23 protein-coding genes and 1 tRNA gene are annotated in these 25,901 nt (G+C 51.8%); 10 read left to right on the top strand and 14 right to left on the bottom strand.

Translation table 11 applies throughout. From position 1 onward, the window contains the following. Positions 1 to 205 precede the first annotated feature (205 nt). A complete protein-coding gene (locus tag K8942_05090) occupies positions 206 to 1,585 on the top strand; it encodes a hypothetical protein (protein ID UPA22394.1) in 1,380 nt (459 codons plus the stop codon). A gap of 110 nt (positions 1,586 to 1,695) precedes the next feature. Next, positions 1,696 to 1,770 (top strand) — tRNA-Glu (locus K8942_05085). Positions 1,771 to 1,798: 28 nt separating this feature from the next. On the opposite strand, the gene K8942_05080 is transcribed toward K8942_05085, so the two are convergent. Next, on the bottom strand, positions 1,799 to 2,041 hold the full coding sequence (locus tag K8942_05080; GenBank protein UPA22393.1) for a hypothetical protein: 243 nt from the start codon (positions 2,039 to 2,041) through the stop codon (positions 1,799 to 1,801). Between the two features lie 207 nt (positions 2,042 to 2,248). Between K8942_05080 and K8942_05075 the strand changes: the two genes are divergently transcribed. Continuing rightward, positions 2,249 to 3,265: an alpha/beta fold hydrolase gene (locus K8942_05075; GenBank protein ID UPA22392.1), complete on the top strand. Its 1,017-nt coding sequence runs from the start codon at positions 2,249 to 2,251 to the stop codon at positions 3,263 to 3,265. On the opposite strand, the gene K8942_05070 is transcribed toward K8942_05075, so the two are convergent. After that, complete coding sequence (locus K8942_05070; GenBank protein ID UPA22391.1) at positions 3,216 to 4,817, bottom strand: copper resistance protein CopC/CopD; 1,602 nt, start codon at positions 4,815 to 4,817, stop codon at positions 3,216 to 3,218. The two genes, K8942_05075 and K8942_05070, sit on opposite strands and share 50 nt — an antisense overlap. Before the next feature lie 109 nt (positions 4,818 to 4,926). Here K8942_05070 and K8942_05065 point away from each other — a divergent pair, with 109 nt between their 5' ends. Then, entirely contained in the window at positions 4,927 to 5,427 is a 501-nt protein-coding gene (locus K8942_05065; protein ID UPA22390.1) for a cupredoxin domain-containing protein, read from the top strand. A gap of 64 nt (positions 5,428 to 5,491) precedes the next feature. Here K8942_05065 and K8942_05060 read toward each other — a convergent pair whose 3' ends face one another. From K8942_05060 to K8942_05045, 4 genes are all read right to left on the bottom strand, one after another. Then, the gene (locus tag K8942_05060; GenBank protein ID UPA22389.1) at positions 5,492 to 5,692 is read right to left on the bottom strand and encodes a hypothetical protein; all 201 of its coding nucleotides are present in this window, start codon (positions 5,690 to 5,692) and stop codon (positions 5,492 to 5,494) included. 18 nt (positions 5,693 to 5,710) lie between these two features. Further along, positions 5,711 to 6,091 carry a DoxX family protein gene (locus K8942_05055; GenBank protein ID UPA22388.1) on the bottom strand — a complete coding sequence of 127 codons (381 nt, stop codon included), beginning with the start codon at positions 6,089 to 6,091 and terminating at the stop codon, positions 5,711 to 5,713. Between the two features lie 65 nt (positions 6,092 to 6,156). After that, on the bottom strand, positions 6,157 to 7,431 hold the full coding sequence (locus tag K8942_05050; GenBank protein ID UPA22387.1) for a DUF5667 domain-containing protein: 1,275 nt from the start codon (positions 7,429 to 7,431) through the stop codon (positions 6,157 to 6,159). After that, complete coding sequence (locus K8942_05045; protein UPA22386.1) at positions 7,424 to 7,936, bottom strand: RNA polymerase sigma factor; 513 nt, start codon at positions 7,934 to 7,936, stop codon at positions 7,424 to 7,426. The genes K8942_05050 and K8942_05045 overlap by 8 nt, the downstream gene beginning before the upstream one ends. 107 nt (positions 7,937 to 8,043) lie before the next feature. Here K8942_05045 and K8942_05040 point away from each other — a divergent pair, with 107 nt between their 5' ends. Together K8942_05040 and K8942_05035 are read left to right on the top strand one after the other, a co-directional pair. Further along, positions 8,044 to 9,489, top strand: a complete 1,446-nt coding sequence (locus tag K8942_05040) for an LCP family protein (GenBank protein UPA22385.1) — start codon at positions 8,044 to 8,046, stop codon at positions 9,487 to 9,489. A gap of 27 nt (positions 9,490 to 9,516) precedes the next feature. After that, positions 9,517 to 10,320, top strand: a complete 804-nt coding sequence (locus K8942_05035; GenBank protein UPA22384.1) for an undecaprenyl-diphosphate phosphatase — start codon at positions 9,517 to 9,519, stop codon at positions 10,318 to 10,320. Between the two features lie 187 nt (positions 10,321 to 10,507). Here K8942_05035 and K8942_05030 read toward each other — a convergent pair whose 3' ends face one another. Both K8942_05030 and K8942_05025 read right to left on the bottom strand, forming a co-directional pair. Beyond that, positions 10,508 to 11,254, bottom strand: coding sequence for an ABC transporter permease (locus K8942_05030; protein ID UPA22383.1), 747 nt, complete (start codon positions 11,252 to 11,254; stop codon positions 10,508 to 10,510). 44 nt (positions 11,255 to 11,298) lie between these two features. Next, a complete protein-coding gene (locus tag K8942_05025; GenBank protein ID UPA22382.1) occupies positions 11,299 to 12,096 on the bottom strand; it encodes an ATP-binding cassette domain-containing protein in 798 nt (265 codons plus the stop codon). A 151-nt stretch (positions 12,097 to 12,247) separates the two neighbouring features. On the opposite strand from K8942_05025, the gene K8942_05020 reads away from it, so the two are divergent. After that, a complete protein-coding gene (locus tag K8942_05020; GenBank protein ID UPA22381.1) occupies positions 12,248 to 13,519 on the top strand; it encodes a prolyl-tRNA synthetase in 1,272 nt (423 codons plus the stop codon). On the opposite strand, the gene K8942_05015 is transcribed toward K8942_05020, so the two are convergent. The 5 genes from K8942_05015 to K8942_04995 all read right to left on the bottom strand — a co-directional run bounded on the left by K8942_05015 (position 13,491) and on the right by K8942_04995 (position 20,565). Beyond that, positions 13,491 to 13,901: a divergent PAP2 family protein gene (locus K8942_05015; GenBank protein ID UPA22380.1), complete on the bottom strand. Its 411-nt coding sequence runs from the start codon at positions 13,899 to 13,901 to the stop codon at positions 13,491 to 13,493. The two genes, K8942_05020 and K8942_05015, sit on opposite strands and share 29 nt — an antisense overlap. Positions 13,902 to 13,937: 36 nt before the next feature. Then, positions 13,938 to 14,624 (bottom strand): hypothetical protein, encoded by a 687-nt coding sequence (locus tag K8942_05010; protein ID UPA22379.1) that lies wholly within the window; start codon positions 14,622 to 14,624, stop codon positions 13,938 to 13,940. Beyond that, positions 14,624 to 19,072: a hypothetical protein gene (locus tag K8942_05005; protein UPA22378.1), complete on the bottom strand. Its 4,449-nt coding sequence runs from the start codon at positions 19,070 to 19,072 to the stop codon at positions 14,624 to 14,626. Before K8942_05005 ends, K8942_05010 begins: the two co-directional genes overlap by 1 nt. An 81-nt stretch (positions 19,073 to 19,153) precedes the next feature. Further along, a complete protein-coding gene (locus tag K8942_05000; protein UPA22377.1) occupies positions 19,154 to 19,405 on the bottom strand; it encodes a hypothetical protein in 252 nt (83 codons plus the stop codon). Between the two features lie 5 nt (positions 19,406 to 19,410). Beyond that, the gene (locus K8942_04995) at positions 19,411 to 20,565 is read right to left on the bottom strand and encodes a hypothetical protein (GenBank protein ID UPA22376.1); all 1,155 of its coding nucleotides are present in this window, start codon (positions 20,563 to 20,565) and stop codon (positions 19,411 to 19,413) included. Between the two features lie 112 nt (positions 20,566 to 20,677). Between K8942_04995 and K8942_04990 the strand changes: the two genes are divergently transcribed. The 3 genes from K8942_04990 (at position 20,678) to K8942_04980 (ending at position 25,086) form a co-directional block, all read left to right on the top strand. Continuing rightward, complete coding sequence (locus K8942_04990; GenBank protein ID UPA22375.1) at positions 20,678 to 21,040, top strand: HPF/RaiA family ribosome-associated protein; 363 nt, start codon at positions 20,678 to 20,680, stop codon at positions 21,038 to 21,040. A gap of 5 nt (positions 21,041 to 21,045) precedes the next feature. Beyond that, positions 21,046 to 22,578, top strand: coding sequence for a hypothetical protein (locus K8942_04985; GenBank protein ID UPA22374.1), 1,533 nt, complete (start codon positions 21,046 to 21,048; stop codon positions 22,576 to 22,578). Positions 22,579 to 22,677: 99 nt separating this feature from the next. Then, entirely contained in the window at positions 22,678 to 25,086 is a 2,409-nt protein-coding gene (locus K8942_04980) for a DUF1704 domain-containing protein (protein ID UPA22373.1), read from the top strand. Positions 25,087 to 25,178: 92 nt separating this feature from the next. Here the strand turns inward: K8942_04980 and K8942_04975 are convergent, their stop codons facing one another. After that, positions 25,179 to 25,835, bottom strand: a complete 657-nt coding sequence (locus K8942_04975) for a 50S ribosomal protein L25 (GenBank protein UPA22372.1) — start codon at positions 25,833 to 25,835, stop codon at positions 25,179 to 25,181. Positions 25,836 to 25,901: the final 66 nt, after the last annotated feature.

The following is a 25,901-nucleotide window of genomic DNA, read 5'->3' as shown; positions in this document are numbered from 1 at the left end:
AAGAAAGCGCGGATGCTATTGAAGGATGGGGGGTGCATGTAAAAGGAGCCTACATGTCCTTCGATGCTGCGTCATGCTGATTGCAGCATGTGCATCATTCCTCCGTTTTTGATGCCCTTTTCCTTTGGCAAAGTGGCCTCTATACCCCTTGAAATATTTATACGTATGGAGTAGATAGCGCTCTAACCCATCCTCCATACTGCGTATGAAACTGCAAGAACGCGTTGCCGGCCAGGATATACAGGATCCAGCAGAAACCCAGTCCTGGGCTATACACAGTGTCGATACTGATCAGGTGTTTACGCCTGGTGATTCTTTTGATCAGGTTTTTACAAAGATGAATGCGGAGCTTGGCGCACTTGCTGATTGGGCAGCACTTACGGCAGGCAGTATGGAAAGTGTTCCGACTGGAACATATATGGCTTCTTCCCGCCCCCGGACGGAAGGGGTCATACAGTATTCTGTGTCCCCAGGAGGAACGAGCCCGGACATTGAAGATCTGGAGCGACGCCTTGTCCTGAGCAATCTGTCTCTCGTTCAGGCGCATGTACGGAGTATCAACGATGATGCACATGCCAAAGCCCTGGATATTGCGCTTCTCAACGATTCGACACATGGAGAGGTTCCTGCAAAAGAGGCGTCATCCGATCATCGCGCATCAGACACAGCGGAGCATGACACAACACATGAAGAGGCTTTGGAGCATCACGAACATCATGTGCATCATGATGTGAAGGTGCATGAGCACCATGGAGTTCTTGTGATCCGCAGTGCAACACTGCACGGAGGTCGTGCTGCTATTCACCATAAGGACGGCTCAGAGTTGGCGATTGGAAGCTTCGAGCATCATGGCGAGGTTCATATTGCAGCTCCCCGCGAGCATGGAACGTACACACTCGTCTTTAAAGATAAGGAGCATAGGGTTGTGGCAACGGTTATCATCAACGTGAAGGTGCAGGGGGTGGAGGTGGGAGAAGTGGAGCATGAGCATGAACATGAACATGACCACGAGGAGCACGACAAACATGAGCACGAGCACGAGCATGAACATGAGGATCACAAGAAGCATGATGATCATCCTCACAGCGAACATGAGCACGAGCACGAGCATAAGCATGATCATTACCACGAACATCAGCACGCGCATGAGGATCATATCCACGCCCATTCTGCCTTCCACGGAGGTCACGCCCATGCTGCACATGATGAAGCGCACGAAGGTCATGGACACGGCCACGGCCACGGCCATGGCCATGGAGGAGAGGCGCACAGGTCGCACGAAAACCCTATTCCACTCTGGGAACTGCTGGAAATGGAGGCGAAAGAGCGGGCGCGTCTGCGCGTTTTGCAGGATGAGACATTTATAGCGCTCTCCGCTTTGCCACTCCTTTCGTTCCAGAACGGGTTCAACGGACAGGGTACTGATATGGCACAGTCCAATCTTCCTCATGGCGATACTGCCCTGAACATTCAACCTCTGGCAGCCAATGGGCAGTACCAGGGAAGAATGGGCAGTATGCGCCGTCCATCAGCCAAGAAAGGCAAATCCAACGGGGATAATGAGGATGAGGGCGGAGATGAATAAGTGTGCCCAAACCTGCCTTTCAGTGTTTGAATTGTCGGACAATGTAGTTATACTTTCGGCCTTGTCCGGCTTGCTTTCACAGCAAAACCGGGCCAGTTCTTTCTTTCCACGGCCCCATCGTCTAACGGTTAGGACACCTGGTTCTCATCCATGAAATAGGAGTTCGATTCTCCTTGGGGCTGCCACTAACGTCTGTAGGAGTTTCTCAGAACATCATGCACCGACGCGCCACTCGCATGGCTGTCCGCATTTCGTGCAATACTGTTCCCCGTATTCATGTCTCTTTCCGTGCACACATCCCGCTTTGCAGCACTGTGATTTCATGAAGAGCCGGGCTTCCGCGGTAATAACTGTCGGAGGCTTTTTTCCTTTGATGTGTTTTTTGCAGTAGCTTTCTCCTCCAGTGGCGCCTTTACAGTCTTTTATCAGACAGGCGGTTTTGACAACTTCTTCCATGCGGGTGGGGAGGAAAATAGTAAATGCAACTATTGATTGTATTGGCAATGTCTTAGGGGGGCAATGGCGTGTGTCTTTTTGGACGAGATTGAAAAATAAGGATTGGCACATGGACTGTAGATAATCCTGCATTTTACAGGCATTTTCATCGACAGCAGCAAGCGGGCATCTTATAGTTTTTCGTGTTGTTTCCTTTCGTCTAACCCCATGCTGTCCCGCGTGTTCCCGTTTCTCGCACTTCTTCTTGTAGCCTGCGTGTCTGGCGATTCTGCATCACAGGAAACACTGTCATCTGTCGCATCATCCTCTCAGACATCATCAGAGGCTCCTCTGGAACAGTTGCCTTCCGCATGGACTATCGAACATTTCGCAAATATGCGCCTGAGCGGGACCGGGCTCACGCTGGATAGTGTCGAATCTAAAAACAGCGTCTACACGCGTCACAGGATCAGTTACTTCAGTAACGGGCTGCGCATTACCGGCATTCTGAATATTCCCCTTGGCGACGGTCCGTTTCCGCTTCTGATTTTCAATCACGGCTACATCGAGCCGTCTATCTACACGCAGGGCCGCGGACTCAAACGCGAGCAGGATTACATGGCCCGGCAGGGATTTGCTGTGCTCCACACCGATTACCGTGGCCATGCGGGATCGGACAAGAGTCCTATGCCGGAGGACGATGACCGCTATGACGGGAACCTGGAGTATGCGATGGATAGCGTCAATGCCATCAACGCTGTGCGTGCTGCCAATCTTCCCAGTATCGACGCGACCAAAGTCGGCATGCTCGGACATTCGATGGGAGGCGGAGTCACACTGGCCATCCTCACAGCGTATCCGGAACTTGTGAGTGCAGCCGTACTCTATGCACCGGTTCATGCCGATGTGTGGGAGAACTTTGTGCGCTGGAGGCGCGAGCGGCCGGAGGGGGATCGCACCATCGAAGTGATGAAAACGCGTGACGAGAATCCTGCATCCTGGGATGCGCTCTCGCCACAGACCTATCTCAGCGCCATACAGACGCCCATCATGCTGTTTCAGGGCGACAAAGACAAAGATGTGCCTGCAGAGTGGTCCGACACCCTTGCAGACAATCTGCGGGCTGCAGGCAAAGAGCTGACGTACGTCGAGTACCCGAACGAAGGTCATGAGTTTGCCACGCAGTGGGGGGACTTTATGAAGCAGTCGGCGGCGTTTTTTCAGACGCAACTAGCTGATCAATGAATGTCAGATACGACGGCGCAGCATGCATGTGACTCCCAAGCAAAAACCCGACCATCGCCAGGATGCAGATATCAATGAGGGCTACAAACAGCAGTGACTGGCGGGAAGCAGGTGGTAGCGGAACCGGCAGTGTTGCTGCAGCGCCCGTTTTTTTCTGACGGCGTGATTCCACAACGGCAAGAATAATCAGGGTTAATGCTGTCAGCAGAAGGACTCCTTCAAAGGCGCCGACACTGATGGGTGTTACACGCGGCAGCGGTGGTGTGGTGATAATCAGCATGCTGGAAAACAGGAGCACTGCCAGACCCGTCAGCATCTCACTTAAAAGGACCGCAGGAAACATGGCCGCTTCTTCTTGGTGCGTGGCGGTAGCAGTTTCATTCTCCACTTTCAGCAGAGAACGATAGGTGACGTGATGCTGATACAGCCGGAGCGTCAGGAGAAGGAGCGCGAAGCTTCCAAGTGCAATGGCGTGGCCGCCCCAGTGCGTTGTGAAGAGATTCAGAGGATCTTTCAGATGCAGCCAGACAATGTACATGCCGCTCGCACCGCCTATTGCCAGGGAGACCATCAGGAGCCGCGAGAAGCGCCTCAGTGAGGAGAGGGTTTTTGGTGTTGCCAGGAAAAACACCACAAGTCCCCCGATCCACACATCCTTGAAGAGCAGGTGGACAGCGTTCATGCCGATAGAGAATGTGGGCAGAAACAGGGACGCCGCAGCATGACTGACTCTGGCACGCAGGATGACCATCGCGATCATCACCGCCCAGAGAGCCCACTCTGTTTTGGTCACTTTTTTTGATTGCAGAATGGATGGCAGGAAAGGGAGGAAGAGTGCGCATGCCGCTATCCCAAGTACCATCCGGTACAGTGTAAACCGGCCGACGACGGTCTGGAAAAAGGTCCAGAGCGCATTGCCGAATGGAACGTCACGATCTACAGCAAGATCCAGACTTCCCATACAGAGGTAGCCGATGCAGCCCGTTGCTATCAATAGTGCGGCAGCGGTCACCATTGCCCGAAGATGATTGATTCTCTGCGGGCGTTCCCAGACGGTCGCAAGGAGAGCGAGGACTCCTATCATCATCGCACCGCCCAACAGTTCCAGCCAGATCATGATGGCAAGCGCCCAGCTGGAGCAGTGCTCCACTTCAGGTAGTGTTTCCTGTCCCGGAGTCATCTGTGCGTCTTTGCCAACCGAAAAGAGATAGCTTCCTTTCGTGAAGTGGCCATCATCTCTCGATACGACCTGCCACAGCACGGTGTAGGTTCCTGTGGCAGTGCCGGAGATGTGTGCGAACAGATGTCTTGGGTCTGCGGGATCGACTGTAGAGATTCCGGTATCGGCCGCTGTTCCGTCTGGTGCAAAGACCCGGATGCTGCTTGCAGCCGGATCAACACGCTCATTGAAATGCAGGTCGATGATGAGCGGTGTCAGGACGTCGGCAGATGGAGCTGCAGATTCTGTACCCAGCGGGATAGCATGTGCATGCACATGCACGGTCGCCGACAGCAGTATCAGGAAGAGGCCTGTACGAGCAAAGAGTGACATGGGAGTGTGACCGATCATACAGGATGTTCCACAGAAAAATCGCGCATCTTTTCGTAGAGCATCTTGTGGCGACATGATAAAATGGGTTCCTAGTATTTTCCCCATCTGTATGAAGAAAATCACGCCCCTGTCTGTTGTTGCACTGGTGCTTCTCAGTGCCTGTGCCCCCGCTGCCAGTAACGGTACATCGGATTCGTCTGCCATCTCATCCACGGATCATTCCATAATGGATACGAATCACTCAGACTCCTCACATGATAGCAGTGCCGCTGCGACGTCTTCGGAAGAAGAGGCTGCCAGTTCTGCCGCCGCATCCGCCGCTGTGACAGCAGGTGCCCGCATTATTACCATGTCGGTTGAAGATTTCGTCTTTTCCCCGAATACCATCACTGTGAAGAAAGGGGAGAAAGTGGTAGTCCGTCTCACAGCCAAATCCGGTACACACGGATTCGGATCCACTGACCTCGGACTCAATGTGCGTATTGAACCGGGAGAGACCAAAGATATTGTCATCCCGACAGATCGTGCCGGAACCTTTACCTTCAAGTGCAGCGTTCCATGCGGATCGGGTCACCGCGATATGACGGGAACAATCATCGTCGAGGAATAATACGTACAATCATCAAAAACGGACGTCAGGTCAGGGCGTCCGTTTTTTTGAAGTACATGGGTGGTTATCCGCCAAACTGTGAGACCAGCGTGTGATAGTAATAATACGTCGCAAAGCCGACGAAGATCACAATGGCGGTATTGAACACAATCTTCAGGACAAGAGACCGCTGCTGCGCTTTTTTGCTATGCATCAATGACTCCTGATTGGCTTTCAGGATATCGCGGATCTCGGTCAGCAGTTCGATGGTCTGGTCTTTGGGCATGGATCAACAAAGAAAGGATTATAGACCGAGGAACATGGAATCGACACTGATAGTGCCTGCGCCCAGCGTAAGGAGTGCCAGACAGCCACCGAGCAGGGCAACATCAAACTCCCAGCCCATTTTATCCATGGCGGAGAAGGGGACATGCCATTCCTGTGTCTTCTTGTAGATAGCGCCGATCATGATGATGCCGAGTCCCAGGCTCGCAAGCTGGGTCAAAAATCCGAAGAGCAGCGCGAGGCCGCCGAGCATTTCACAAATGCCGATGAAGCCCATAAACGATGTAATGTTCCCGAGCTTCTTGGAACCGTGGTACAGAAAAATTACAGCGATTGCGAGGCGAAGAGCCAGTACGCCGTAGCTTCCGTACGAGAGGAAGAATGCATCAAATGCCTGCATGTTGAGAAAGGGAAAGAAGGTACAACAATGCAGTCTATCACAGTGTTGGCCTTTCCCTACCAGATTTACTGGATAGGATCTTCTTTTTTCGGGCTGACAATCTCTACATCAATACTGCCGTCAGTCTGAATGTCGACGCGGATCGGGGTGCCCTGGGATGATGACACATGAATATCGATACCCGCAGATGCAGCACTCTGGACGGTCAGGGATGAGGTATTCTTCGGGGACGAACTACCGCTACCGGAGGTAATGCTGGACGATGCAGCCCTCTTTGTCAGTGCGCTTGTCTGCATGAGTGTGACAGATGCATCAGGGCCGACACTGACCTGAGCGCCGCCGTCGATATGCATTTTTGTCAGTTCATGTGCGGTCTTCTGGCGGAGCTGCTCGGCACCGACTGTGAGATTGACTGCAATCTGTGCATGCTTGGATGAAGATGATGAGCTCGTACCGATGGCCGTATGAGAAGATGCCATCATCATACCGGTAGCCATAGGATCGGATGACGACGCATTCATAGCAATCGCATTGCGGATGGATGAATCGAGCATGACGGTTTTGTCTGCAGCACGCTGGACGTTTTCCGCCATCATCGCAATGGCGTCATCGTGCAGGAGGACGGTGACCTGCTCGCGCAGGACTCTCTCCGTTTTTCTGCCGATCTCCTCCGCGCGTTCGCGGTTTCCCTCATCGGCGACTTTCTGAATGTTCGTATGGCTGTTCGCGATATGCGTGTTGAAGGCGACAATCAGCGTGTCATTCTTTTCCGGTGTGAGGCGTCCCGTCTCTGCAAGACGCTTTGCCTCTTTCACACGGCGCTCCGCACGCTTTGCTTCCCAGTACGCCTTTGCTTCCGGTGTGATGGCGAGTGCGGTCTGCACTTTTTCGTTCACGTGGATTTTGACAGAGTAGAGGGCTTCTCCAGGCAGAGCGGATTCTGCGGCATAGGACAAACTTCCCGTTCCGAGAACCAGGATCAGCACTGCTGCCAGTGCCGAGCTATAGCGGAAGGAGAACAGCGAGAAGAGCCCCGTAGATGCCTCCGCCCGTTCGCGTTTTTTTACAGCTGCTGCCATATCCACCGGGTGGTCTTTCATGAAGGCGAACAGGGTTTTTTCGACACGGCTCGATTCCTCAGTGCTGAGGCGGACGGTCTGCGCGGAGCGCACAAGGGAGGGATCGAAGTCTGTCATATGCTCTGTAGGACACGCCTTCTGTGCATCTCTTACAGGGTTTTCTTCAATTTTCTGCATCAGCTGTACCCGGCACGCGGACAGCTCTGCTTCGCTCAGGCAGACCTTTTTTGCCGGATCAAAAAATGCATCCAGCTTATCCATGGGGCATGAGGGTACGCAGCTGTTTCACGCCTCTGGTAATGCGTACAGAGACCGTATTGGCCGATTCATCAAGGATTTCTGCGATTTCCGCCGGGGACAGGCCCTGGATATAGCGCATGCTGACTGCGGTGCGGTAGGGCTCTTCTATCCTCTTCAGGACTGTCATAACCTCTTCTTCCGCTACTACATCACGTTTCAGGCGCTCATCTTCCGACGGGGGATCGTAGCCTTCTTCCTGCAATGCTTCGAGCGAGGCTTCGGTTTTCTTGCGCTTATAATTGAAGCAAAGGTTGGATGCGGTGCGGTATAAAAAGGCCCGGACATTGTCGATATCATTGCCTTTCGCGATGTATTCCCACGTCTTCATGAAGGCGTCCTGCATGATTTCCAGCGCCAATTCGCGATTAAACACAATAAAATGGCAATGACGGAAAATCTCATCATGGTACTCCGCGAATGCCTTGGCGAAGTCTTCTTCTGCGTTACTGGTAGCGCGGATAATCATAAGGAAGGCTGGAGCGGGCATTGTAGCACAATTCCTTATTGTTTTTGATGTGTTTTTCGGGCTTTCTGCTGCGATTTTTCCTTGTTTCTGCTAGAGTGACCACTCCCATGACGACACCCCAGGATTCCGCATCGTTTACTGTGTTTCCGCTTCTTGGCCGGATCGTTGCGCTGACGCTTGCCGCGTTTGCCATCTTTCTGTTCCTACTGACACTGATAGTGACCATTAGCCCCCTGAGAGTCGCCGCCATGCGCGGCGTGTTGATGGTAGCCGGAGCGGCACCTCCTCAGGATTCATACGGATTTACAAACATTCTTCTGCTTGGAGTCGGAGACAAAAATCATGACGGTGCCGACCTGACAGATACGATGATGATTGCGAGCATTGATCCCGGAACACGGAGTGCGGTCCTGCTCAGTATTCCGCGTGACCTCTACCTCACCGGCAATAAAAATACTCCAGACGGTCGTATCAATACGCTCTACTTTTTTGCGAAACAGGCACTCAAGAGAAAAGACAAAACATTGAGCGACAAAGATCTCTCTCGCCTGGCATTGCAGGCTGTGGGAGAGGAGATGGGGGAGAAGCTTGGAGTAGAGGTGCACGGTGTGGTGAAGGCGGACTTCACGGCATTTGTGAATACCGTTGATGCGCTTGGCGGAGTTGATGTGGACGTGGCGAAAAAGATTATGGACTACTCGTATCCCGTCGGGGAAAACGAAGTGGGACTGTTTGAGCTTGATGCCGGACTGCAGCACCTGGATGGTGAGACCGCTCTCCGTTTTGCCCGTAGCCGTCACGGTAGTACAGACTTCGACCGTTCCGCACGCCAGCAGCAGTTGTTGCAGGCACTCTCCGCAAAGGTGCAGACGATGAGTCGCCTTGAGCAGATCAGTTCTGTTTCTGCTCTTTTGAAGAATGTCGTGAATCATCTCGACACAACGTTTACTACACAGGAACTGCTTGGCATCACGCAGATCGGGTCTGAGCTTTCCATGGAGAATCTGATACGCATGCAGGTGAATTACAATGCCGGTGGTGACTACATTCCGGCACAGGCCGGAGGATTTGTGTATGCCCCGGATCCTGCGCTGTATGAAGGCGCGAGTGTGCTGGTGCCGACGGTGCTTCCGACTGACAAAACCGGTTGGGGGCAGATGCGCACGTTTGCCGGATTCCTTGTCTACCAGCGCGCCCTTTACCTCAGCAAAGCAGAAGTGCAGGTGGTGAATGTTTCTGCCACTGCCCTTGCAGCAAACCGCCTGGAGAACGAGCTCCGTCGCTACGGCTTTAGGGTTGGTGAGGCACCGAAGCCGCCGAAAACAACCGGCAAAACACAGACCGTCAATGTGCCTGCATCATTTATCATCTTCACGAACAGCGTCGACAAGCAGATGGCAGGGTTCTTTGGCGGACTCCTCAACATGGATGTCTCCCAGCAGAGCCCGACTGATGCGACCGCGACCGGCAGCATTGTGCGGATTGTGCTTGGAAAAGATTTCAAATATCAGCCGTTCCAGACATTGGTTGGAACAGGCGCCGCTTTGCAGTAAGTCTTCTTCGAAGCGTATGATCGCTGCATGACTGTACTCCACGCTTTGCTTCTCGGAATTGTCGAAGGTTTTTCGGAATTTTTGCCGATCAGTTCCACCGCGCATCTCATTCTCACATCCGCTCTTTTAAAACTGGAGCAGACGGAGTTTTTGAAAACCTTTGAAGTGGTGATTCAGCTCGGTGCCATCCTTTCCGTAGTTGTTGTCTACTGGCGATCACTGCTTATCCGCAAAGATGTGATGCTCAGAATCATCGTCGCATTTATTCCAACCGCCATCATCGGCTTTTTGCTGGAGCGCATTATCCGCAATGTTCTCTTTGAAAATATCCCAACCATTCTCTGGTCGCTGTTCATTGGTGGATTGATTCTCATCGCCTTTGAAAAGCTTCATCAGTCTTCGCTCTCTGAGCTACGCCCGACAAGTAAACCATCACCGAAAGATGTCGCCGATATGAGCACCATGAGTTACAAACAAGCGTTCCTTGTCGGACTCTGTCAGGCGCTTGCCGTAGTCCCGGGTGTCTCCCGGAGCGGCGCCACGATTGTTGGCGGTATGCTCTTTGGTATCAGCCGCAAAGCTATCGTTGATTTCTCGTTCGTGCTTGCTGTCCCGACCATGCTTGCGGCGACGGTTCTGTCGATGGTGAAGCACAGCGATGAGATGTCGTTTGATCAGTCGGGATTACTGGCAATTGGGTTTGTCACATCATTCATCGTCGCACTCATCAGCATCAAGTGGTTGCTCGGGTACGTGAAGAAGCATACGTTTGTGGCGTTTGGGGTGTATAGGATTGTGATCGCGCTGGTGTTCTGGACTCTTCTTTTTTAGAAAAATTGTATAGTCTTTATCATACTGTTTCCCATTCGATATTATGGTTGAATCGTCTGCAGCTGATGGAATATACGATGCTATGCTGCAATTGGAAGCCGCATGTCGCGAATATGCGTTATTAGATCTGTCCTCCACTCAAGGCATTCGTCATGGAGCCCATACTGCTGTGTCGTCTCTCCTTGATTTAGACCTGGATTCTGGAGAACAACCAGGTTCCGATAGCCAGGATAATGGCCGTCACAACCACCAGGACCGTAATATCTAAGCTGTAACTGAATTCCAGGGCACCCGTTAATGCGCCGCGCAGGCCGTCGACGCCGTAACTGAGCGGATTGATTTTGGTGAGGATGGCGATGGGGCCGGGGAGGTTACTGAGCGGGAAGATGGCACCACTCAGGAAGAAGATCGGCATGACGAGGAAGTTCATGATGATCGGGAAGGCCTGCATGTCTTCGAGTAGACAGGCAATCGCGGTTCCCATGGCAGTGAAAAGAAGTGCGAGCAGTGTAATAAACAGGAATGCCAGCGGCAGCAGTGCCCAGCTTTCCGGGCGGAATCCTGCAATGATGGTAATAACAAAAATAATCAATCCCTGTATGACCGCGACCGTTGCGCCACCGAGTGTGCGGCCAAGCATGATCTGCCAGCGTGGTACCGGAGCGACAAGCGTCTCTTTCAGAAACCCGAATTGTCTATCCCAGATAATCTCAATTCCTCCAAAGACCGCCATAAAAAGAACGCTCATGGAAATCACGCCCGGGGCGATGAACTGCACGTAACTTCCCTGACCAGCTTGCTCAAAGACAGGGCCCAAGCCGTAGCCGAGTGCGAGCAGGAAGAGGAGCGGCTGACCGAGAGATCCTATAATGCGCGACTTCGAGCGGACGTAGCGTTTGAGTTGCCGGAGCCAGAGGATGTAGATGGTACCCATGACGAGGTTTGAAGGTTTAAAAGTTGAAAGGTTACTGTAGGAAATTAATGACGGCCCCAGGCGCGGCGCATGTCGCGCATATTCTGGGCGGAACTGGCCGCTTCGTCACGGATGGCGTTGCCGGTGAGCTTCAGGAATGCGTCTTCGAGGTTGGTGGTTTCGGTCTGCTTTTGCAGATCTGCTGAGGAACCAACGGCAATGATTGTTCCGTGGTCGATAATCGCAATCCGGGTGGCGACTTTGGCTGCTTCTTCCATGTAGTGCGTGGTCAAAAATACCGTGATGCCTTCTTCTTTGTTGAGTTTCTGCACATAGTCCCACAGGTGATTTCTGGTCTGCGGATCGAGTCCGATAGTCGGCTCATCGAGGAATAAGACTTTCGGGTGATGCAGTAAACTGCGGGCAATCTCCAGACGGCGTTTCATTCCCCCGGAGAATTCTTTCACGAGGCTGTCTTTGCGATCCCAGAGCTCCACGAATGTGAGGAGTTCCTGGATGTGGGCTGCCCGGCCTGCGCGTGGAACGCTGTAGAGTGCTGCATGGAGTTCCATGTTCTCCTTGGCCGTCAGCTCGCCATCCAGGCTCGGGTCCTGAAATACAATGCCGAATGCTCGTCTTGCTGCACTTTGGTCATGCACGGGATTATGCCCGTCAATCATCACTTCCCCTTTTGTTGGTCGAAGCAGGGTCGTTAGCATTTTGATAGTCGTGGTTTTGCCGGCACCGTTTGGACCCAGAAATGCGAATATTTCCCCTTTTTCCACGGAGAAGGAGATATCGTTCACGGCTGTAAAATCCTTAAAGGTCTTCGTGACGTTTTTGGCTTCTATAATAGGTGACATGAGAGTCACGATAGCAGGGGAGCGGTCTTTGATCACGAAAATTGCGGAGTTTTATGCTTTGGAGGTTTGCATGTTAGAACGTTTAAACCTGCAACTTTTAAACCGTTAAACCCCTATTCTCAATCCGCCATTCTTCATTCATACTCTGCCTATGCGCCTCTCTCAGCTTTTCACAAAAACATCGAAGGATTCCCGCGGTGACGCCTCCAGCAAAAATGCGGACCTGCTCGTCCGCGGTGGCTTCATCCACAAGACCATGGCTGGTACCTATTCGTATCTGCCGCTCGGGTTGAAAGTGCTTCGTCACATCGAACAGATTGTGCGCGAGGAGATGGACGCAATCGGCGGACAGGAAATTCTGATGTCCGCACTGTCGCCAAAGGAGAACTGGGAAAAGACCAACCGCTGGGACCATGCGGTGTTTGAAGTCCTGTTCCACGTTCCTGCCGCCAACGATTCCGAATATGCCCTGAATCCTACACATGAAGAACTGGTGACGCCGATTGCCGCACAGTACGTGCATTCCTACCGCGATCTGCCGTTTGCTGCGTATCAGATCCAGACCAAATTCCGGAACGAACTGCGTGCCAAGTCCGGCATTCTCCGCGGCCGCGAATTCCTGATGAAAGATCTGTATTCCTTCCACACGTCGCAGGAAGATCTGGATCGCTATTACGAGATTGTGCAGGGTGCGTACGACAAGGTATTTGAGCGTCTGGGCTTGAGTGATGTGACGTATCTGACCTATGCGTCCGGTGGGACATTTTCCAAGTATTCACATGAATATCAGGTGGTATTGCCGAGCGGTGAGGATGTAATTTACATCAGCGTGGACGCGGAAAAGCAGGGGAAGAGGATTGCAGTGAACAAAGAGATTTACGAAGCAGGTGTGACGGTGTGTCCGGTGACAGGAGGCACAGAATTCCGTGAGGAAAAAGCGTCCGAAGCAGCAAACATTTTCAAACTCGGGACCAAGTTTTCATCCGCGTTCGATCTCTCATTTAGTGCACAGGACGGTTCCAAAAATCTTGCCATCATGGGCTGTTACGGCATCGGTATCTCGCGCCTGATGGGCATTGTTGCTGAGGCAATGTCCGATGATAAAGGCCTCATGTGGCCGCAGAATATTGCTCCAGCCGTGGTGCACATTATCCCGGTTGCAAAGACCGAAGACGATGAAGCATTCAAAATTGCAGCCGATCTCGTTGCTCAGCTTGAGAAAGCGGGGAAGCAGGTCCTCTTCGATGACCGTATTGATGCATCTGTCGGATTCAAACTTGCTGATGCCGATCTGATCGGGGTGCCCGTTCGCATCCTTGTCTCACCGAAAACGCTTGCGGAGCAGAACATGGAAGTCCATGACCGCACCACCGGAGAGACGAAGATGGTGCCTCTCAGCTCAGCCAAATCCCTATTTGCGTGACAATCGCGCCAAACGCGATACCCGCAATCACCTGCAGAAACGAATGCCCAACGCGCTCGGAAAACTTTGTCCATTTCTGGAGTCTGTTCAGCATTTCTGCCTGCAGCCCCACCTCGCGGCGGACGCTCATGGCGTCGTACCAGACGACACAGGCAAAGACGAAGCTGATGGCAAACGGCACGGAGTCGTACCCCGTTTTGTGTCCGACAACCATCAGGAGTGATGTCACGAATGCAGAGTGGCTGCTTGGCATACCGCCCGACCGGAAAATACCGGAACGCCAGTCACCTGTGAGAATGTATTCAATGGTCACTTTCAGAAAATCCGACAGCACCATGACGATGAGCGGCGTGAGGAAGATGTACTGACGGAGAAGGGACATGGGGTTGGGGTTCGGTGATCCTATGGTAGCAGTTTTTCAGTAGTTGTTGCGGGTGATTTCGATCACCTGGCCACGGTCGGCGGTGTGTCTACTGGTTTTTCCTTTCAGAAGCAGTTCGAACATTGCCGCTGTCTCATCACTGTTCAGGCTGATCGTGACATCTTTTCCAAACGCGCCAACCTTCAGCATCAGGGTATGACCTGCGCGCTTGCATTCCAGTATATCAAGCTCCACATCTCCTCCCAGTGCGCCGCCGTTTGCGGAGACCAGGTACTTCTGTGCGTCGAGGTACATACAATCTGTGCGGATCATCAGTGAGTGTTTTTTATCGTCCAGTGTAAATATTACCTCGGTCTGGCCGACGAGGTTTTTATTCTCGGGGAAAGATTGGAGGAGATCCGAGATCGGAGATCGGAGATCGGGTCCCTCCTCCGCTGCGGCTTCGGCGGGCAAGTCGGGCTTGTCCTGAGGAACGAAGGATTCGGCTATAATGATCGGCTCTTCTTTGACGATGGGTTCTATTTTTGGCTTGGGAGCAGGTCGTGAGCGGATTACTTTTGGCTTGGGCTTTACCTCTGTCACAGGTTTTACCTTCGCAACTCCTTCGGTTTCATTGGTCACTTCTGCAACCTCTGTTACTTTTTTTCTCGGTCTCATCCACCGTGTCAGCTGCGTGGTGAGCGACCTGAGGCTGCGGCCGATGGAGGAGTTCTGTTTGGTCATTATTCGGTTTGGCTATTGACGGAGGCAAGTTGCTGCAGGACGTATTCATATTTTTGCTGTGCCCAGCGCTTTCCTGTCAGGCGTACATCCTCTGCCTCTGTTCCCTGCAGTGCGAGACGGCGTTCCCCCACATCTGTTGTGATCCATTGGCCGCTCTTCACCTTCCACTTATTGATGTCCGCATCAAAATACGCATAGAGAGGATTGTCGAAGACGCTGTAACGCACTCTCCAGATAGATCCGCAGTCATGGGTCAGACTGGTATCAGCGCTGGCCGAAGCATTGCGCAGGATTTCTTCGCCCCGATTTCTGCGTATCTCGCGGATACGCAAGACGCGGCTTTCGTCTAATTCCCTTTGGTTTTGTCTTTTTTCCAGAGTGACGAGCCCGCGCTGACCAGGGCCCGTTGTTTCATTGGTGAGTGTTTTTGTCGGGATCTTTTCTCCCGGGAGATAAATGGCATAGGTTCCGAAAGGCAGGGTAATGGGATCATCTGTTTTCGGTTCGATTGCCTGAGTGTAGTCCAGCAGGTAGCCGCCTTTGGAGGGAAGGAACTTATAACCTTTTGCTCCTTTTACGACCACTGCTGTCCCTCTGATGCGCACTGTGTCTTCGCCCGGATTCATCAGGTCTGTCATCGTGACTGCGCCTAACTGCTCGGGAGATTGTGATTCCTGCGTATTGGTGCTTTTGCCGCCCCGCTCTTCGATGTGTCGGACCATGCCTCCAGGGGAGAGGAGTGAGGAAATATGTTCATATTTCGACGGGTCACCGAATTCTTTCCACTGGAGCTGTGTGCGCCCGATACGCTGATAGTAGAGCGGCTCCTGAGAAAGAATCTGACGCAGTGCCGCCATGCTGTCCTGTACGTCGGATGCTGTGATAGGACTTGTCTTTTGCTGTAGTGCATCGACCTGTTCCGCCAGTGCCTTTTGCAGGAAGTATGCCGTTGTCAGGCGTGCGACATTCTCGCTGTATCCTTCGCCACCGGTCATTTCCAGCCCGTCAAAGTCTGCTGTGCGAATGCGCATTTCCATGTCCGACAGCTCATGTGTCAGCTGTACGAGCAGCATGGTTTTTGTATCTCTAATGAAGTGGGACGGACGTTTGTCTTTCATCTGCTGCAGAGATTCTGCATTGATCTCATCCAGCTTTGTTATCATCTCGGCTACAATGCTTCCCTTTCCTTTTATGATCGTGCCGTCTGCCTGTTCCGTGTCTGACCATTTCAGGGATTGGAAGGTTGGATCAATTCCCTTCAGGATGCAGGCTCTCCACTCACCTGCCACGATGCGTGCGTACATTTCCGCATTTCTCAGCATGTCGGGTGTAACGGTTGTGTACTTTCCTTCTGTGTGCGAGCGGATATATTCCTCTGCTGCACTGATGTATTTTCCACGCTGATCTGCATTGATGCTTCCGAGGCGTGCCATTTGCTTGGCGCGGTCTTCGTGATGCTCTTCATCGGTCAGATATTCCTCACCCATGTCCGGCAGTTCGTGAGAGAGGTGCTCAAAATAGGCGCGGTAGGCTTCGCCACGGACGAACTGGTTGGCTGTTTTGACTGATTCATCCACCATGCCGAGATTGGCCGACAGTGCCTGCGAACGGGACATGTACGTATAACCCCGACTGGAACGATCAATGGTTTCCAGAATGGTTGCCTGATCAACATTGGCAAAATCTTTCTGACGCAACAGCGTGTAATTCACACCCTCATCAATGCCGGATTTCAGCATCTGTCCTCCCATGTTTGCCAGGAGCAGCGCTGTTGCCGGAATGGTACCGACACCAGTGAGCAGCATACCTCCTCCAATCGTGTCTGCAGCAAGGCTGTATTCCTTTGCGCGCAATTCGTGCCAGAGCATATCTCTCTTGGTTGCGTCTGTTTCCAGAGACATCTCCTGAGAAATACGCTGACGTTCATAGATATAGTCGACGTATTCATAGGCGGTCAGCGCTACCGTGGCAGTGCCGAGCCCGACGCGTACGCCGGTTCCAACTTTCTGCAGAGCAGTTTTTGGCAGGACTCCCTTTGCATCACGCACAGCTTCCATACCGTTCATGCGTGGCTCCCATTCATATCTCCACCAGTCCTTCCATCTATCCCGTACTTTCCAGAATGCCCATTTTCCGAGGTGTTCGGTTTGATGATCTCCCACAGCAGCCATCGCATTCACGCGGCCACTGATGACCAATTTCTCTGCTTCAAGTGTTGCAGCCGCTGCGGTCATACCGCGCTGTTGCAGTCGTTGCACGATTTTATATTTTTTAATGTATGCCTGCACCGCGGTGTGATCATTCTGCAAATTCGAAAGTTCTCGTATTTGAGCCCACTGATCGTACTTGAAAACGGGCAATATAAAGTTTGTGGCAGTGCCAACTACACCTGCGGTTGCTGCAACCAATCTCGGACCCATGAGCGCGGTGAAGAGTAATTTATTATTGGAAACAAGAGCGGATGCATTGGTCATGGTGTCTTCCACCAATCCGCCCGTTTTTTCCTGAATGTAGAGCAGCATGTTATTCAGCTCTATTTTCTGCTCTTCTGTCAGATTCATTTTGATGGCCAACTCATCAATCGAGAGCCCGCTGCTCAAAATTTCTCCCATCAGTTTTCCGGAAATATTGTGGTACCTGTCCACAGCGAGTGCGTTGTATTGCTTGCTGTCATGAAGGATATCAATGACCTTGTAGGTCAGGAGCAGCGAGACGTTTTTGTTTTTGAGGAGATAGAATAACTGGAATGCGTCGCCAAGCGGGATGTCACCGTTTGTCAGCAATGCATCAATTGCTTCTGCAGTTTCCCGGTCTTTTTCCGTTCTCTGTCCATCGTTGACAGGAATGAAGACAGAGGACTGCAAGCTGGCAATAGTGCTCGACTGTACCAGGATTTCTGCCAGTGCATGGATCATGTCTTTTGTTTCCGGAAGAGACGTTGTGTCTTTTGCGAGTGCTTCTTCCAGGTTGTTCAGTGTAATGCTGCTGTTGGATACAAAGAAAAGCGATGTCTGCTTCGCAATCTCATCAAACTCTTCGTCAGTTTTTTCCTGAACAGATGGAACGGATGCTTTCAGATCTTCCAGAATAAAACGGATGCGCATCTGTTTTTGCAGATCCACCGTATCGCGGAAGAGCTTCTGTGAGAGATCTTTGAAAGCCGGCAATCCGCCTTTCATGAATCCTCCCATAACGCTTGTGACGTTCAGGGCGTCAGCCAATTCCATTGTTCCCTCAATGGCATGAGAGTAAAAATCCAATCCTTCCGCAATCGTGCATGTCTGCAGATTGCGCTTGGAACTTTTACCTGCGGCCTCAATTTCCTTTTGATATTTCTTGAAGAAGCTCACGATAAACTTTGCTGCTTTCATATGCCGCTCCTGATCAAGCGGTGTCTGCTCTGCATAGGGTGTTGCCGGATAGGCGGCATTGATCAGGTCAATGAACGGCTTATCGCGGCTGTCTTTTCCCGTGTTGATACAATCAGTCACCAGTTGCAGACGGGCATCTTTTGCCAGATCCAAAAATTCCCGGGCATCGGACAGGAGAGTGGTATTGCGTCCGTTCAATGCGCGAACGCCCTGTTTTTCTGCAAGATCGTACTGCAGTCCGAATGCTTTTTTTGCCACCATGACCCCCGCCGTTTCCGATGCTTTTTCAGTCAGTGTTTTTCCTGTCTCCTTCTTTGCAATCTTCTTTTCCAGCTCCGCCACTTTCCGATCCGCAGCCTCGCGCGCTTTCCCGGTCAGTGCAGCGGTTGCATCCTTGGTTTCTTTCAGCTGCTTGTTCAGGTTTTCCAGTGTCTCCTGCATACCCTGATACTTCTTCCAGATCTGGTACAGACCCACTCCAGCGAGTCCTGCCACTCCGAGTCCCACGATCCATTTCCATGTTGAACTGCCTTCTGTGTTCTGCGCTGCTTCTTTGCCCCTGCTCCACGAATAGAGGGCCCATGCAGCCAATGCCACACCACCCAGAGTGATAGCCATTCCAGCGCGCTGCTTCTGTGTCTCGGACCAGTTTTTCGTCCATTCATCCGGGAGGATTGTATCTGTGACGCCTACAGAAAAATCGTGCACGTTTTCGCTGAATGTTTTTGGAAGTGCAGCAGTATCCACTTGAGGAGCGGGCGTCATCATTGCTGCTGGGACAGCGTCTGCGACAGGTTTTGGAGAGAGAAGCGGGGAAGATTGAATAGCTGACGGAATGATCGGCAACTGACGCTGCAACTTCAACAGTTCCCGCTGATTCTGGATCACGAGTTTCGCATGTTCTTTCTGCTGGTCTTTGATGACAGTGGACGACTGAATCGCGTCCGACAAATCGTCGAGTTCGAGATCAGTCAGCTGGCGCACGGTCACTTCATCAACGGGCACCTGCGCTTCCGCATTTTTCATGATCTCTGAGACTTTCAGAGAGGGCGCTGTTTGTTTGAGCGTGTCTGCCATACGTCACAGGTTCAGCATGAATAAATCTTCCCAGTATAGCACAAAACAGCCCTTTCTCCTATAGAAAGACCGTTTTCAGCCTTACGCAGACTGGTGATAGCTCTTATTTTCGAGACCTCCCTTTATGGCTCTTCCAATGTCAAAAACACCGCGAACAGCTCTTCCGGTGCCGTATGCCAGTACTTTGGCTGTCCCGATTGCTGCATCTGCACCTATTTCAACGGTTCCGGTCAGAATATCACCTATTTTTGCATGAATACGGCGCTGTGCCTTTTCGACTACAACGTCTTCATCCTGGGTTTCAATGCCGGAGGGGGAGTCGGGGGTATTCATAAGGTTTAGACAGAGGGTCTGAATTCCACGCCGTACACTTCAATCGGGTAGGGTGTTTTTTGCTCTATCTTTTTTAACAAATTTTCCAAGTCCCTATTGCTTTCAAAGATGTATGGCATGGTGACTGCCGTTCCATTGAGAATATTCTTTTGTCCGGTATCAACGGTTATCATGAGTTTTCCATTTTCGATCTTCAGTTCTGTGACAGGTACTACATCATTTTTGTTTCTATAAGAGAGTTGCCATGGATTTCCATCAATATTTATTTTGCCATTGTCTAATTTGGCGTTCACCGTTTTGTTATCGCGTGTTGCACTAACCATATTCACCCCCTTTGATTCCAATGTAACAGGCAAAGAAGGTCCTTCCGCGGCCTTGTCTTTTTTTGCCTGATCTAATTCCTTCCCGAATACATTTTTCTGAGTGAAATCGGCAAGTTCCTGGAGAGTAAATGTTTTTCTGCTTGTTGTTTTTTCCAGATGATCGGCAAAGCTCATAGCGGCAGAATCAAAGAACCCCCTGAGTGTGTATGCACTGTTTTCTTTACAAACATCTTTAGCCATTGAAATCATCTCATCAATCGCCTTTGTATCCTGTCCGGGATTATCCGGATGAAACACAGGATCGATCTGCTTTTCGCGAAGCGCACTGAAGAGCATTGTTTTTTCCATGCCCAAAAATGTTTCAATCATGGTGACAGTCGAGTCACCACCGAAGAAGGGGATGCCTTTCAGGGATGCGAGCAGTGGTGCCAGCTGATACGCAAAAAAGTTCTTGTAGTGCTCGATCATTGTGCCGATTTTGCTCATGAAATCTTTCGGTTTTTCCGGCACAGGTGTCACGTCTTTTTTGACATCATCCGACTCGGCAATCTGCTTTTCGAGCGCATCAAGTTTTTCATATTTCTCTGAAATTTCCTGTTCTTCTGCAGCTGTCAGTTTTTCCTTTTGTGTCTTTGCCTCCAGCTTTTTCAGATTTTCCAATTGCTGCGGGAGCTCCGCAGATTTGTCGCCTTCGCTGATACGTTTTTCAAGAACCTGTTTCAGATTCTGCAATTTTTGCATCACATCCAATTTCTCCTGCTGTTTTTCCGCACCCGCTGATGCTTGTGGCCCAGCCTGAGGATTTGGCTTTGGGGTGTTTGTAGTTTTTGGAGGCATAGAATGCGTGAATGTTTCCAGAAATTATAGCATAAATCGGTTTTTTGGACAATATCCGGCTTTTTTAGTGTATTTGTGCTATCATCCGCGGTGTTCTTTTCCCCCTTATTCCATGCAGATCGAACACTTTGAAAAAGGGCTTACGTATACGGATAAGGAATTACTGGCTGTTGCCAGAAAAATCGGCAAATTGGCTACATATTGCAGCCGTTTAAAGGATGAATCGTCCGTTATCCGCGTGGAAGCGGAGCGGCGGGATACAAAGAAGGAAAATGACATGATTAAAGTCATGATCACCATTGAACTGCCGAAAAAGCAGTTCCGTGCAGAATCCCGCAAAAAAGGAGTGGTGGAGGCGTTTGACCGTGCGGCGGAAAAAATTGAGCCGCAGCTTATCCGATACAAAGAAATGCGCAGTCAGAAAGGTCGTGTCCGTAAAGCACGCACTGAGCGCAATCGTTCCCTTGCCGCTTAAACAGTATGATGAACCTTCTGTCCCGCATCGGTGCCGCCGGTTTCTGTGTGTTTTTTCTTGCCACCACATCTGTTGCCATAGCACAGGAAGCAGAATCATCATCGTCTTCTGCAGCGCTGATCGGCGTCATTACCGGTCCGGATGATGTAGCGATCGGCCGCACGATTGTGCTGGATGCAACGGTAAACAGAAGTTCCGGAAGTACGGTGACGTACCGGTGGTTCGTGGCAGGGAGGTCGCAACCCATCAGCGAGACAGTGGAGGCGGTGTACACGCCGGAGTCCGCCGGCAGTCTGCTCTTCCGTTTGGTGGTAACGGTCCGCACGACAGCGGGTCAGGTGGAGACATCGGAGATCACCCACGTCGTGAACGTCTATAACCGCAAAATCGTTCTTGTGGCCGCGGCATCGGTTCCGCCGGAAAAGCTCGTTATTCATCAGAAAATCGCATCCGAAGCAGGAGTGTTTTTGCGCATCCTTCGGCCAAATTCGTCTACATCTCCTCTGGGGGATGAAGAGGCGCTGAGCCTTCTTCTGACCGAACAGGCGGATTCACTTGCGGGTGCGAATGCGATTGTGCTGTGGACCGGTGGCATCTCCGGACTGCAGTCATTGCAGCGTGCGGTTGCAGGCAATGCAGAGCTGCTCGCGGGTATGAATAATCAGACGATTGTCCTCCTGACGGATGGCAGTCTGCAGACACTCGCACGTACGGCGCGCGGACAATATTCCGTGCTCCATCCGCAGCAGATTGTGCTCACCAGAAAGGAGGCGATTGATCCGCTCCTGCAGGCACCGTCTGTCGATCAGTTTTTGCAGGAACTCCAGACGCGTGACATGGAAAATGTCATCATCAATGCATCAAGTGCGGGACTGCGTCCGTGGAATATCCTGTCGTCACTTGTGAATACCATGCTCATTAAAGGTGTCCCCAGCCAGACCGTTATCCTGCTCCTTGTTCTGCCCTTTATTGCGCTCATTCTTGCGTTCCTGAAGCAGGTGGTTGGAATCACTACTTTTGGCTTGTACACGCCATCAATCATCGCCCTCAGTTTCCTTGCACTTGGTTGGCAACTCGGTGTGTTTTTCCTGCTCTTCATTCTCTTTACCGGCTATGCAACACGTGCTGCCATGAAGCGCTGGAGACTTCTCTACATTCCGAAAGTGGCAGTCATTCTGACAGTGGTCAGTTTCACTCTCCTGATCCTGATGGGTGTCAGTGCTGCATACGGCATCACGTTCTCGCGTGAGACGATTTTCATTCTGCTCATCATGAGTACACTCACCGAAAGTTTCCTCGCGCTCAAGACAGAAGAGGGATGGAAGTCTGCGATTATCGGTGTGCTTGAAACCATTGCCGCGTCTCTTATTTGTGTCTTCATTGTACAGTGGGATGTCTTCCAGTCGCTCATCCTGGCGTATCCGGAAATCGTGCTCCTGACCGTTGTCTTCGATGTGATTCTGGGACGATGGACAGGATTGCGCCTGCTTGAATATATCCGTTTCAGAGAAGTCTTTAAGCACCTTCAGGAAGAATGAATTGGTTATGGGTTACCGGTTATGAGTTATGGGATGCTTGTAAACCGGTTCTCCATCTGTCCGTGATCTCTCCCCATAACTCGTAACTCGTAACTCGTAATGTTCCCCTTCGTTTCCAACAAAGGCATCCTTGGTTTGAACGCCCGCAACCTGCTCTACATCAAGCCATATAATCCGCGAAAAGCGGTGGCGCTTGCGGATGACAAGCTCAAAACAAAAGCGTTCCTTGCAGCGCGCGGTGTGCCGGTTGCGAAGATTTATGCACGCATTGAAAGCCGTGATCAGCTCCGTGCATTTGATTTTAAAAGTCTGCCCGATGAGTGTGTACTGAAGCCGAATAACGGGTTTGGTGGAGAAGGAATTATTATCCTGAAAGGCCGTAAAAACGGTCAGTTTCTGGAGCAGGGGAAACAGCCCATCAGCGATGAGAAACTACGGGAGCATATTGAAGATATTCTGGACGGAAAGTTTTCTATCAATGGACGTGAGGACACAGCTTTTTTCGAAAAAATCCTTGTGACAGACCGCTGCTTTGCGCCGTTCCACCCGGCAGGACTTCCGGATATCCGCATTGTGGTCTTCAACCTTGTCCCGGTGATGGCGATGCTTCGCATCCCGACAGTGGAGAGCGGTGGTAAGGCAAACGTGCATCAGGGTGGAATCGGTATTGGCATCGATCTGTCCAAAGGCACCACCACCTACGCAACGCAGTACAACAAGATCATTCACCGGTTGCCGCACGGAGGCAGTCCGTCGGGGATTGCGATTCCGGGATGGGAGGAGATTCTCCTCATTGCGTCACGCATCCAGTACAACACGAACATCGGCTATCTGGCGGTTGACCTCACTATTGATGCCGATATGGGACCTGCTTTGCTCGAAGTGAATGCCCGTGCCGGTCTCATGGTGCAGATTGCGAATCTTGCGCCACTGCGCGCGCGCCTGGAGCGTGTTGCCGGTATTGATGTGAATACTCCTGAAAAAGGCGTGCGTCTTGCGCAGGATCTTTTTGGACAGAAGAAGCGTGCGTCACATCAGGAATTATCCGAGGACGACAGGCCCGTGCTTGGCACCCATGAAATGATTTCGATTGCCGGTATCGGCGCGACCGTCGATGTGCCGGCATTGCTCTCTGCAGAGCATGAACGCACTGTATTTTCATCCAGCCTCTTAACCGAACTCCAGAGCATTGATGGTGCCATCAAGCTGGAAACAGAAGAAGAGGGCTACCGTGTGAAATTCGCATTGGGCGGCCGCAAAATCCAGACTATTGCACGCATTGGAGATGTGCCGTCAGACGTTCGTGCCATTGTCGGACGACGTGATTTGTCCGGTTTCCTGATTGATCCCGTGAAGACCCAGTCTCCCGTTGCCTCCGGCGGCGTGAAGGAAGATCTGCGTGCCATCGACCGGTTTCTGGCAAGCGTGGATCACGATCTATTGCTGCTCAAATATGTGAAACCCGAGAACTTGTTTGAGGAGCGTGCACGTGCAGTCGAAGATAGACGCTATAACCCGATCTTCCAGTACGCACCTGTTCAGGTGGATATGAATGATATTGAAGGCCGTCTGATTGCACTCTCTCCGGATGATTCCGCACTGGGATTACTGCTCCGCAAAAAGCGCCGCGAACTTCTGCAGCGCATTACTGTCCTGCGATCAAGAGGGAATGCCAGAGCCTTCACAGATGCCTGCAGCGCAATGTACGGCCAGCCGACGTCGGTTCTGCTGTCTGCGGCGACATCGGTCCTCAGAAGCCAGCAGGCGTGTGATTTGCCCCGTCCGGAAAACATGCTCACGGCCGAACAGGTGGTACCCATGCTCGAAGAGGTGCTCAGCAAGTACGGATTGCATGACTGGCGCGTGGACATCCGTGACAGTGTCGTTGCGCGCATAACGGTCGGCAGTCAGTCTGTGTACCTGCGCCGCGATGCCATGTTCCCGAAAGAAGACATTCAGGGGCTCATCGCCCATGAAATTGAGACACATGCACTTACGTCTGAAAACGGCAGCCATCAGCCTTTTGAACTCTTCCGTCGCGGTTTTGCGCAGTACATGGATACGCAGGAAGGTCTCGCGGTCTATAACCAGAACCGTTTCCTCTCTCCGCATCACGAAAAGCGCTACGGCCCGGCCCGCAATATTCTGGGGACGGCATTCGCTCTTGAACATTCCTTCGCCGATACCCGCCGGTACCTGCAGGAAGAACTCGGGTACGACGCAGACAAGGCGCTGACCAAGGCGATCGACATGAAGCGCGGTATTGTGCATACAGCCGAACCCGGCGGTTTCACACGTGGCATTGTCTATTTCCGCGGTCTGCGTGCCATTGAACATTTCATTGCAGCAGGAGGGGATCTGCGCCGACTGTACGTCGGCAAAATCGCTCTCGAAGATCTGGATCTCCTTAAAGATATTCCCGGCATGAAAGAGCCTCTCATCCTTCCGGAATTCCTGCGGGAGGATGTACAGGAGATTGGGAAAAAGAAGAGGACGAAGAAAGCCTAAGTTATGGGTAATGGGTTATGGGATTTCTTTTTTTGAAAAACCGACATTTAAAGATCCCATAACCCATAACCGGTCACTCATAACCGGTCAGGTTATTCCTTCTTTTCGCCTTCAGCAGGAGCAGCAGCACCTTCAGCAGCCGGTGTTGCACCTGCGGCAGCGGCATCAGCGGCTGGAGCCACTTCTTCCACTACTTCAGCGCGCGGTTCCTGAGCGATGACGATCACTGTTTCTGGATCGGAAATGAGGGTCACACCATCCGGGATGATAAGATCGGCAGCGGTGAGTGTTCCACCCATGTCTGCGAGCTTGCTCAAATCGATTGCGAGATCGTGCGGGAGTTTGGCAGGAAGAGCCTGCACCATCACTGTGTGGGAAGCGGTCACGAGGATAGCGCCGTCCTTTACAGCAGGGGATTCGTTTTCGAAACGGATCTGCACTTCAGCTTCCACTTCCTTCTTCATGTCGACCGCGTAGAAGTCGACGTGGATCATACGGTCGGAGACCGGATCAAGATCAACGGAATGGAAGAGTACAGGGATCTTCTTTCCTTCTACATCAAGCTCCACGAGTGTGCTTTCACCTGCCTTCATGTGCGCTTTCTTCAAAAGCATTTCTTCAACCTGGAGCAGGGTGTTCTCCACTTTGTTTCCGTAGACCACAACGGGAATCTGACCTGCCTTGCGGAGATCTTTCACGTTGGCGCCGTGGACGCGGGCGGATGCTTTGAGGGCGACGGAGTTGGACATAGAAAAAGTGGGTAATTCCCTTAACGGGGCGCTAGGATAGGTCAGGGAGTGTTTGAATGCAAGCTT

It is taken from the genome of Candidatus Peribacteria bacterium (genome assembly GCA_023038255.1).
In the GTDB taxonomy this organism is placed as follows: Bacteria; Patescibacteriota; Gracilibacteria; order Peribacterales; family Peribacteraceae; genus CALREJ01.
Note: the sequence above shows the minus strand (reverse complement) of the source record. Positions and strands in the feature narration are given on the sequence as shown.